Below are 11,692 nucleotides of genomic sequence, written 5' to 3'. Positions count from 1 at the left end.
AATCCCTGCGGTTAATTTAAAACCCATTTTCAAACCCTTCAATTGTTTCTGAATAATCCTTAAACGCATACACCCCTGTATGCATAAAAATAACTATAACTAAAAAAGATTTATTTTAAAGCACCGTTTCCAAACTTAAAAAAGCGGTGTGCGACAATTTTTTGGGCAAAGCTTTTTAAAGCTGAATCTATCCGCTTGTTCCGGCCCGCCTTCGGCGGGCCTCCACGTGCGGCTCGGTTTAAATGTTCGCCTCGTAAAATCGCTGCTGAATACTAACGACAATCAGAGCCACGCATGAAGTCCGCCTACGGCGGACGAAATAAGTGGACAAAAGGCAATGAGAAGCAATAGGTATAAGTTTTTTCCGCCGAATTTTCACGCTTCGCAGGCAAGGCGCTCGCGCAGGTTCGCCTCTACTTGCCAACAAAACCAGCAGACAAAAAATCCTTAGCGAGTTTTCCGCCGCAGGCGGACTGGCTCAGTAATATAGATAGCAATAAATTCTACAAAGCATTGCAACATAATGATTTGCATTTTGCCAAAAAATATTGTCGCACACAAAAAGCGGCAGTTCAATTAAGTTCTGCCGCTTTGATTTATGCTTTTTATTTAATTTTATTTAGTTTTGAATTTGTAAATAGTTTTTGTGTTGTAAACCTCTCCAGGCTTCAGGATAGTTGAGGGGAACTGAGGTTTGTTTGGTGAGTCTGGGAAGTGCTGCGTTTCAAGACAGAAAGCGCATCTCTGAACGTATCTTTTGCCTTCCTTGCCCACGATTGTTCCATCAAGGAAATTGCCGCTGTAGAACTGAAGGCCTGGCTCTTCTGTCCAAACTTCCATAATTCTGCCGCTGTCAGGCTCGTAAACCTTGGCCGCAAGACCCATACCCTTGCCTTTATCGAGCACAAAGTTGTGGTCGTAGCCTTTGCCGTATTTCATCTGTATATCAGCAGAGTTTATGTGTTTGCCGATTTTCTTCGGCTCTGTAAAATCGAAAGGCCCATAAACATCCACGATCTCGCCGGTGGGGATAAGCCCTTCATCCACAGGCGTCATTTGTGAAGCATTTATCATAAGTTTATGGTCGAGGATTTTCCCGCTGCCCTGTCCATCAAGGTTGTAGTAGTTATGCTGGGTGAGGTTCACAGGCGTAGCCTTGTCCGTTTCGGCCTTGTAATCTATTACCAGCTCATTGCCGGTAGTGATAGAATAAGTTACAACGCAGCGGAGGTTGCCCGGGTATCCTTCCTCTCCGTCTTTGCTGAGGTAGGTGAGAGTGAGGTTTGCAGCATCTTCAGTTACTGAATGCGTAGCAGACCACACACGCTTATCGAAGCCCCTGTCCCCGCCGTGGAGGTGGTTTTCGCCGTTGTTTGTGGCGAGGGTGTATGTTTTGCCGTTCAGCTCAAACTTGCCCTTGGCAATACGGTTGCCGTATCTTCCGATAAGGGCGTTGAAGTAATCGCTCTTCTCCTCGAAATCCTTGAGATTATCGAAGCCCAAGAGGATATCACCGCTTTTGCCGTTCTTATCCGGCACGTTGAGATACGTCATTACCCCGCCGTAGGTAATAATTCCGGCATCCATACCTTTGCCGTTATCGAGCACGTATTCGTACACCTTCTGCCCGTCTTTGGTGGTGCCGAAGAAGCTCTTCTCAACAGAAGGCTTAAGACTCTGTTTGGGGCATTTCTTGGGTGAGTCGTTCTTCTGGGTTTCAGTGCATGATGAAAGCACTAAAACGCAAAGCGCTAATGATAAGATTGAAAGTTTACGCAACAGCATTTTAATAAGCTCCTAAAATTGATTAACAATATAACAGTTGTATTATAGACATTGCCGGCTTTAAGTCCAGCAAAATACAGTCTGCATGCTTTTACTGTCAGTATAATAACAATAAAAACGCTGTTTTTACAAAACTTTTTTTTAAGCCTCACTTTTTTATGCCTTTTTTTATCTCTCAGGCGGCGGGAAAACCGCTTTGCACAATGCAGCAGCATCCTCTGGTGCTGAAACGCTCTTTACCGTGCTGAATTCCCTTCTTACAGGATAATCCCTGCGGAGCCTGTCGAAAAACTCCGGGCGTTTATCCTTATGGACAGAGAGAATTTCACGAAGTGAGCTGTCATCTTTTTCAATATCATAAACCTTCTTAACAGCTTGATTAAGACGGCATTCTATACTGCCTGCTCGGCCGATTTTGATCTTCTCCACATCTGGACGCGGAAGGAAGTCTTTTTCGTCCACTCTCCTTGAGAGCTGGAAATGGCTGCACATAGCATTAACCACCATCCTCATAGCCCGCACTTTTGCCTCAATAGCGTGGCCTGCGATATGAGGGGTAGCTATAAAGGCCTTTTTCAGAAGCCTTGCAGGTATGTCCGGCTCGCCTTCCCACACATCTATGACCGCATCGCTCAGCCTGCCCGAATCAAGGGCTTTCAATACTGCCTCGGTATCAGCGACAGCGCCTCTTGAGGTGTTTATAAGGACTGCACCCGGCCGTATTTCAGATGCAAAATCATTACTGAAATAATGCAGTGTTTTATCAACGCCCGAGCGTATAAGCGGGGTATGGAAAGAGATAAAATCGCAGCCGAGAATTTCATCTATCGGACGATATTTTTCATCTCCCGAAGCTCTTCTGAGGGGCGGGTCGTTGAGAATCACATCCATACCAAGCCCTCTGCACCTGCGTGCCACCCTTGAGCCAACGTTCCCCGCTCCGACTATCCCGATAGACTTTCCCTGAAGCGAGAAGCCCCTTGTGCAGGCGAGATTGAGAAGCGAAGCAGTAACGTAATCGGCTACGCTCACGGCATTGCAGCCTGCGGCAGAGGCGAACGCTATGCCATGCGATTCGAGGTAATCCTTATCTACGTGATCAGTGCCAACGGAAGCCGTGGAGGCAAATTGGACAGTGCTGGCGGCAAGCTCTTCTTCGCCGAGCTTTCTTACACTTCTTCCAAGATAGGCATCGATATCCTTGAAATCTGAAGGGCTCATATCGCGGCCGTGTTTGATTAACGCCTCGCCCAGTCCCTCAAGTGCCTTCTCAATGAAGGGAATGTGTTTGTCTGCTAAGATCTTCATAGCTGGAATTATATAAGATTAAGATTACATTTTGAAGCTAAAAACAATAACAATGGGGTTGAAAGGCGTTAAAAAAGCCGCATCGAATAACGAATGCGGCTTTGTATTGCAATTTTTTGAGAAGATTAACGTTTTGAGAACTGGAATCTTCTTCTTGCTCCCGGCTGACCCGGTTTCTTACGTTCTTTCATTCTCCCGTCTCTTGTGAGCAGGCGTGCATCACGCAGAGGTTTTGCGAATGAAGATTCGTCGTAGTTTGCCATGGCTCTTGCAAGACCCAAAAGAGCAGCGCCGGCCTGTCCAGTAGTGCCGCCGCCTTCGACATTGATAAAAACATCAAAGCTCTTCATCGCATCGCATTCTTTCAGCGGTGCGAGAACTGCTTCCTGATCCTGCTGGAGCCTGAAGAATTCTTTGAGCTTCTTGTCGTTTATTGTAAGTTTTCCTGAACCCGGTTTGATCCTTACGCGGGCTACAGAGCTTTTTCTTCTCCCTACGCCCCAGAAAAATCCGCCTTTATCCGGCTTTGCCTTCTTCTGCTGAGAAGAACCCTGCACTGCCTGAGCATCGCTCTGGCCTGCTATTGATGGATCAATGAGCGGGGTTTGTGTATTTTCATTCATTTTATAAAACCCTTTTCAATTATAATTCCAACTTTTCCGGCTTCTGTGCTTCATGTCCGTGCTCCTTGCCGGCATAAACTTTCAGCTTCTTAAGCATAGCATCGCCGAGATTGTTCTTAGGAAGCATCCTTTTTACAGCAAGCTTAACCACCTCATCAGGCTTCTTGCTGATCATTTCGCTGAAAGGAACGATCTTCCTGCCGCCCGGATATCTGGTGTAGTGATCGTAGAATTTAATTTCCTGCTTGCGTCCGGTAAGCTTAATCTTATCGGCATTAACAACCACAACATAATCCCCTGTATCAACGTGGGGGGTATATGTAGGCTTGTTTTTGCCCATCAGTATCGGGGCTATCTCTGCTGCCAGACGGCCGAGCACCTTGTCTTCTGCATCAATCAGAAGCCATTTGCGCTCCACCTGCCCCTCTTTTGCCATAAAACTTTTCATTTCAAGCTTTCTCCACATCTATTTTATTAACCTGCCTTCATCGCAGCGTCCTCTATTAAATGAACGGGTTAACCAAGGAACAGCAATAAGCTTTTCTGCGAAACTGTGGACATCTGCAGAACCGCCTACGGCCGCCGAAATCGCTGCAATTGCGTTGGCTGTACGATTACACGAAACGGTAATGTTAGTTAATGAATTATAAATTTCAACAGATTTATTGCTATTTTTGCAAAAAACTTGAGCGGGAGGCATAAAAGAACTCCCGCTCTGTGATTAACCCAAAAACGTGCTGTCGGGGCACATATCAATCCTTCTCGCCGGAAGAGGCGGAAGATACCTGAATCTCGCCGGGCTTGAGCCCTTCAGAACGGGCTTTCAGCTTAAGCGGCTCTCCGCCTTCCATCCGCACTATACAAAGGCATCTGCCCTTGTATGCCGGCCAAGACTCTGTTTCCGTAAAGCTTCTGAGGCACTTCAGATCGCCGTTTGAAAGGGAGAGAACCTCTCCGCCGCCTGTTGCGCTGAATTCGATTTCATTTCCGGCATTTTTTACAAGCCTGCCCTGAGAATCCAGAACCTCAGCCTTTATGTGGCATATTCCGTCTTCACGGGGGGTATCTTCGGCTGTAAGCCGTATTTCTGCGGGCTCGCCTGTGGTTTTCAGTTCATAGCTGCAAACTTCTTTGCCGTTTTCGATTCCTTCTGCCCTCAAAACGCCTTTCTCGTAAGGAACGCCTCTAAACTTGATTATACCGTTCGGAAAATCGGCAAGCTTTTTCTCTTCGATTTTCTTATCGTTCACATAGATCGCTGTTTTTTCACAATTAGAATATACAGCAAGATCAACTTTTTCCTTGCCTTCAAAATTCCAGCTTTCAGTGAGATTAGGCCAGCCCCACTGCCCTATTTTCGAGAAGTCGTCCGGGTCCTGCTGGTAAACCGCTGCATATACGCTCTTATTATCAGACCAGAACGCCTCATAAAGGTAAGATTTTGTCTTTCTGAAGCCTGCGATATCGAAAAGACCTGCGCTTGAACCGATTTTCGGCCAGCCTGATTCGCCCAGATAATCAATACCTGTCCAGAGGAAAACCCCTGTGTTAAAATCGCTGCGAGCGGCATCGAGCCAAGGTGCGCTCTCAATCTTAGCATAACGCCTCTTATCGCTGCTGTTGAAATATGTGTAGGATTCAGTGCTCACAAACGGCTTATCGGGATTGGTCTCTGCCAGCTCATCCGCCCACTGCTCGCCGTAGTTGAGGGCGATAAGATCCATATACTCGCAAGACTTTAGAATATTCTGCACTTTCTTCTCAACGTTGTAATCTCCGCCTCTTCGCATACCCGAAACCACAGGCCTCGTGGGGTCGTGGTATCTAACAAAACCGCCCAGCATTTTGAGGTATCCGTTCTGCTCTTTGCTCCCTGCTGGGAGATTCTCATTTCCCACGCTCCATATAACAACGCAGGGGTGATTTCTGTCTCTTTTGATGGTGCTGAGGTAGTTATCCCGCCACTCATCGCGGAAGTGTTCATCGGCAAATTTCTCATTCTCCCATTTATCCACAAACTCATCCATCACGAGAAATCCGAGCTCATCGCAGATATCGAGAAATTCCGGCGAAGGCGGGTTATGTGCGGTTCTTATCGCGTTGCAGCCAATCTGCCTGAGGTTTTCAAGCCGCCTCTGCCATACTCCTTTCGGAACAGCCGCCCCGAGAGTGCCTGCTTCGTGATGAAGGCATACGCCCTTGAAATCCATATTCTCGCCGTTGAGAAAGAAACCTTCTTCTGCATCAAACCTCAATCTGCGTATGCCGAATCTTGTTTCGCGGGTGCTTTGGGTGTTCCCGCCGGCAGAAACGATGCTTACGGCCTTGTAGAGATGGGGCGCCGTGGTTGACCAGAGCTCTGGCGAATCAATCTCAAGCTGCTGATTTATCTTGAGCTTCTGCTTGAAGCGGGCGGTTTTCTCAGTTGAAACCTCTTTTATTTTCTCGCCATCAGGGCTGTAAATTTCTGTTTTGAGCGTGAAATCCTGCTTTTCCCCGTCATTTTTTACGGTGGTTTCAATCTTCACAGAGGCATTTTCACTGCTCACCTGCGGAGTGGTTATATACGTGCCCCAGTTAGTTATGTGAAGGGGGTTTCTGAAGGTAAGCCACGCATTGCGGTAAATCCCGGAGCCGGAATACCAGCGGCAGTTCGGCTGGTCGGAATTGTCCACGCGCACGGCTACAGTATTCTCTTGACCAAATTTTACGTAATCTGTGATATCGTGGTAGAAGGTTGTGTATCCGTCGTACTGCATTCCGAGCGAGCGGCCGTTAATCCAAAGCTCGCTGTGGCGGTAAATACCATCAAACTGGAGCTCAACCCGCCTGCCTTCGTGTTCAGCGGGGATTGAGAATTTCTTGATATACCAGCCTATACCAGCCGGAAGGCAGGCATTTCGGCCAGTGTTATCTTTGCTGAACTCCCCTTCTGCGCTCCAGTCGTGAGGGAGGCTTAGCTTACGCCATGAGCTGGAGTCGTACTGCGGGGATTTGAAATCGCCGTCTCCGAGGTGGAAACGCCAGTCGCTGTTGAAATTGTGCCTTGCGGGATAATCTGCGAGAGTGTTAGAGCAAAATAACGCAAAAATAAGGCACAGAGCCGCATAAATAGAAGTTTTGGGCATAATTGAAATCCTCAATCGATATTATAATGTACATTTAACTTTTCTGCATAGCTGATTTTCATCTTACTGTTAAATGTTTATGCAATGAATAAATCTGACAAAAATAAATTTCAGATTTCAGAATGGACATTAATTTCAAGAAAAACCTCAAATTGCTTAAAGGCGGATAACATTACTGACCAATTTCAAATGCCCCCAAATCGGGCAGGCCGACAATCGGATTTCCTCTGAAATCTTCCTGAACCTCAAGGCCGATTTCCAGCCCCACGCTGTCTTGGGGGAGTTTGGGAATTTCGATACCCGCATCCTGCACTTCAGATGTGTTGGTTGGGATATAGTCAAGCGGGTCAGTTCCGCCGAGATTAGTGAATACAGGCCAGCCGTAGATAGGAGCCGAATCTTGAATGGGCATAGTTGAAGGCCAGATATCCTGATAGATGTACATATTATTTTCAAAAATCACATTGCTCACCTGCCCTGAATCCCCAGAATCATGAGATGTATCCCCATACATACAGAAGATGTTGTTTGCGATAAGAAGCCCGTCTGTTGTTTTTTCAATCCTGAAACAGGATCTCCCATCACCCTTAGTGTATATCGTATTGTTATAGATGTAAGTATTGAAAGGGCCTGTCTTTGCATTCCCTGAACCGACATAACCTCCTGCAAATATGGTTTTCCCTTCCTGTACAGCCCCGTTTTGCCCCTTTACCCTGAAGCCGTCATTAACGCTAACGTTGTAGCGGTATGCGCAGTTGTAGTTGTTGCCGAGGATCTCGATGAATCCGCCTTCGTTGTCCATGCTGAAGTTATACTGAACTACAACATCTGAGCAGTTGAAGTCTATATGTGCGCCGCAGGAATCGGCCTTGCCTCTTGCGTGCATAAAGCTGTTTTTCTCTATAAGCACATTATGGCAGCTCCAAGGCCATATCCCGCTGCCCCTGCCGTGCATTCTCGGGTCAACGTACGCCCCGCTTGCATCAACGGTGTTCCCGCGCACGAGCACATCTCTGCACCTTCCCGGCTGGATGCCCGGGCCGCCTATATCAGCGAGCGAATTGTTCAATATCTCTACATTCCTTGTATAGCGGCTTTGGTCGCTGGTTTGTCGCGTATGCACGCCCAGAGCGTAATGGCCGGTGGTCTCGATGCGGCAGTTTTCTATTGTTATTCCGTCGAAATACGGATCGCCCCAGCCCTGAGCCAACACTTCTATTCCTTTGCCCATATTCGATGTTGGGTTCCTGCCTCCCGAGCTCACCGCAACTTCTGCGAATATATCGTGGATATACAGATCAGAGAGCTTTATTCCCTCCTGCACCTGCGAACCTGAAGCGAAGGCGTAAACGCCGTAGCGCTGCGTTTCTGCGCGGGGGTCTATAGCCTCCTGGCCGTCGGAGGTGATTTCAATCCCGCTCACCTCAACGAAGCTCGAATCAGTTATTTCTATGCCGGCAAAGAAGCCTGCTGAATCAATTACAGGCTTATCGCCATCAGACCAAGAGCTGATTACAATAGGAGCTTTTTCGGTGCCGCTGGAGGTTATCTGCAGAGAGCCTTCGAATGTCTGCCCCGATTTAAGCAGGATCGAATCGCCCATCTCATAGCTTTGAGAGCTCGCCTTGGAAAGTGTTTTCCAAGCGGACTGCGGAGTAAGGCCGGAGTTTGAGTCGTCTCCGTTTTCGCTGTCCAAGTAGTATTCTGTGCCGGGCTGGAGGATAAGCCAGCTTTCAGCGAGAGCTGAAAAATCCAGCAGGTTCACAAAATCGTCTCCGCTTTCCGGAGCTATATCAGCAGAAGGCCTCATTGGAGCCCCGAGCCACTGATAAACCATCATCATCAGATCGGTATGGTCAACGAAGCCGTCTTCGTAGATATCAGCTCCGCCGCTCTGATCGGCTTGAATAGTCAGAAGCCTTGCGCTGCCTGCGGGCACAGTAATCGGTACTTCATCAGAGCTGCGTCTGAGCTCGCCGAGAGGCTGCTGCTGGGAGCCGAGCTGATCGTAAACTGCCCAAGCTCCGGTTTCGCTGCCGAGCTTCAGCTTAACATCTCGCTCTTCAGGGCTCAAGGCTGCAGAATCCATAAGCATCGCATAATAGAGATCCGGAGAGCTCTCACTCTCAATCACCTGCCAGAAGCATTCATTTTCCACATAAAAGGGCATATTGGTTCGCTGAGCCTGAAGCTCGGAGCTTATCTCGGTTTCAGCAAGCATAAGCCTGTCGTAATCATCCCAGCTCACGCCGTCTGTCTGGTATGCCTTCCTGCACCACGGCATTGCCTCAAGCTGCTGCTTAGTTTTGTAAGGCACGAAAAGCGGGAAGCCGGATGCGGATGTGGGGAAGAAATTATCCCATCTTCGTTTTGTATTGAAGAAGATTGAGGTAAGGTCGTATTCGGGCACGTCTTTATATGCGTTCCAGCATTCAAGGTTGTTGATAACGTATGCCGTGCTGTCAGGCGAGTAATTATTCCAATCGTGGTTTACATCCTCCTTTCTCAGGTGAGCATAATCGGGCTCGGGGGCAGCAGCAGCCACAGGCGAGATGCCCTTTATCTGCTGCCTTGAGGGAATTGAGGGGAACACCCCTGATTCCACTATCTTAAGAAAGTTCCACATCCCCTGCCTGTATGTATCGCTCCACCAGTGCGTATTTGGGTCTATGCCTCTTTTGTAAATCGGATTTTCCGACGCCGTAACTGAATTAAAGCGAAACACCTCAGCACCCATGGCAAGCTGAGAGAGCAGATGACGCAGAACGATATGGCCGTTCCGCATGCCGCCCCATTCTGCTATTCTGTTTGAGGCGAGCCAGTCTCCAGCGAGATTGCAGCCCCACGATTCAACCTGCCCGGACATCCATAAGCCTACGCGTTCGGAGAAGCTTAGATCTACAGCATTGACGTTGGAATTTTCCACGCCCGGCATCAGGATGTCTTTGTAAGCGGGGAAATAAGTGGAGGCCTGAGAGGGCGTCATAGCCGAGAAGATTGCCCCTTTTCCGCAGAGCATTATTTTTGCAGGCTCTTCGCCGATCTGCTGAGCCCTTTGAAGCACAGCATCCATATGCGGCTTATATGCGTCGATATAGTTGGTTGTATGAAGCTCTTTTGTTCTGGCCATCATATAACATTCGCCGTCCACCACAGAAGCCTCGTAGCAGTCTGCGAGGTTTTCTGCAGACATATAGAGATTTGCGCCGTGACCGATTTTCAGGCAGAAATGGACCCCTCTGGATGCCAGCTCTTCGCAGTAGGCCACCATACCTTCGGGCGTTACATCCGGATCGCCGCCGTTTGGCCCGATAACCTTTGGATTATGGCTTGCGGCAAAAACAACCCTCTGCGGATCTCCGCCGAGCATATTTTTCCAAGGCAGCATCGCATCTTCAACCTGCTGGCCGTGGGCTTGGATGTTTTCGGGAGTCATCTCCCAGCCGAGCCAGCTTTCGAAGTAGTGAATGAACCAAATCGGCCTGCCTGAATGAGCCTGCTGGCCGGCGAAATTATCGAGGCTGCTGGAGAGCTGGTCTAAATTTGAATCAACCTCGCCCAGAACGCCTCTTCCGTCTATTGTCTGCGACTGCTGCTTCCAGTCGTCGCCTGATAAATCCACAACATAGAAATGGTCGTCTCCCGTGATCGGGCCTGCAAGCACGATTTTATCGAGCCCGCCGCTGCGGTCCTCAAGCCTTGCGGCATCTGTGAAGTGGTAAAGGGGGTGGGCGTTTGTATAATCTGACACTTTGCATCTGTTTGTTTCTGGACTTTTAGAGGTGTCGTAATTCACGAGATACAGATCATCGCCGTAAACGGTGAAAAGCTCGGTATCGGGGTACTCAGCTCCATCTTTGAAATCCCCCGGAATACCCTGCTGGAGGAGGTATCTGCCTGTGGGTGTTTGCTCAAAGGCATTTCCATAGTCTTGGTCGAGATAGAGAAGCTCGCCGTCATTAGCAAATCCAGTGAGTCTTGTCTCCTCAGAGCCGGATTCGGGATGCAGCACGCCCCAGTGCGCAGCGATTTCCTCATCTCCGTCGCCGTCCATATCATAAGCCCAGGGGATTTGTTTGTCTGTCCAGCCCATTCCAACATAGCCCCAGGCAACCGTAGGGCCTACATCATCGTAGAGCGGGGCTGTGAGCTGTGAGTATGAGGGGCGGGCAAACGTGTCGAGATCGTAAATTTCGATATAACGGTTTCCTGCAAAGCCTCTCTTAGCATAGAAAACCGCAGCCTCCTCACCTCCTGAGCCGTCGTAATCACCAGTTACCACACGCCTTACAACGCCTTTATTCTCGGGCGTTTTAGATGCAAGCTGATTTCCGCTCTCATCAAGGAAATACACGTTCCCGTCAACCCCGCCTGTGATAATAACGGTTTGCCCGGAGCTTGTCTGCCCTGTATCTGCGCAGTACATAGCCCCAGAACCCACAGACCATTCGCTCAGAAGGCTGCCTTCGCTTGAGAGTATTCTGAGCTTGCCGTCGGTTCCGGGGATGAGTATCTCCTCGCCCGGGCTCTGCGTGTTTGCCTGCGCTGCCTTTATCATAATGTTAAAGCTCACGGGCGTTGAATACTCCCAGAGAAGCGGGCTGCCGCCCTGCGGGTGAAGTGCGGGGCGGTCGTAGGCCTTGATCTTCCCGTGAACGGACATACATACAACGTAATCCTTCACTCCAACATCATCGAAGTCTGCGGCGGTAACGTGGATTATGTTATCGCCGCCTGTATTGTAAGGCTGGAAGGCGGACTGCGCCAAAGCCTGAAAACTAATTATGCACAACAATAGAAAAACAAACCGCTGATTTATTAAAAAACGCAAGAGCATAGCAATTCCTC

General features: G+C 48.8%; 6 protein-coding genes. All 6 read right to left on the bottom strand.

Going from position 1 to position 11,692, the window contains the following annotated elements; translation table 11 throughout:
- Positions 1-615 precede the first annotated feature (615 nt).
- The gene (locus tag STSP1_RS09170) at positions 616-1,785 is read right to left on the bottom strand and encodes an aldose epimerase family protein (RefSeq protein WP_085756051.1); all 1,170 of its coding nucleotides are present in this window, start codon (positions 1,783-1,785) and stop codon (positions 616-618) included.
- A gap of 168 nt (positions 1,786-1,953) precedes the next feature.
- Positions 1,954-3,093, bottom strand: coding sequence for a 4-phosphoerythronate dehydrogenase (locus tag STSP1_RS09165; protein WP_085756050.1), 1,140 nt, complete (start codon positions 3,091-3,093; stop codon positions 1,954-1,956).
- A gap of 125 nt (positions 3,094-3,218) precedes the next feature.
- Positions 3,219-3,716, bottom strand: a complete 498-nt coding sequence (rpsI, locus tag STSP1_RS09160) for a 30S ribosomal protein S9 (protein WP_085756049.1) — start codon at positions 3,714-3,716, stop codon at positions 3,219-3,221.
- A gap of 19 nt (positions 3,717-3,735) precedes the next feature.
- On the bottom strand, positions 3,736-4,164 hold the full coding sequence (gene rplM / locus STSP1_RS09155; protein WP_085756703.1) for a 50S ribosomal protein L13: 429 nt from the start codon (positions 4,162-4,164) through the stop codon (positions 3,736-3,738).
- 304 nt (positions 4,165-4,468) lie between these two features.
- Positions 4,469-6,844: a glycoside hydrolase family 2 TIM barrel-domain containing protein gene (locus tag STSP1_RS09145; protein WP_085756047.1), complete on the bottom strand. Its 2,376-nt coding sequence runs from the start codon at positions 6,842-6,844 to the stop codon at positions 4,469-4,471.
- A 172-nt stretch (positions 6,845-7,016) separates the two neighbouring features.
- A complete protein-coding gene (locus STSP1_RS09140) occupies positions 7,017-11,681 on the bottom strand; it encodes a right-handed parallel beta-helix repeat-containing protein (protein ID WP_085756046.1) in 4,665 nt (1,554 codons plus the stop codon).
- Positions 11,682-11,692 lie beyond the last annotated feature (11 nt).

This window comes from Sedimentisphaera salicampi, assembly GCF_002117005.1.
GTDB lineage: Bacteria > Planctomycetota > Phycisphaerae > Sedimentisphaerales > Sedimentisphaeraceae > Sedimentisphaera > Sedimentisphaera salicampi.
This window is presented reverse-complemented; position numbering and strand designations above follow the sequence as displayed.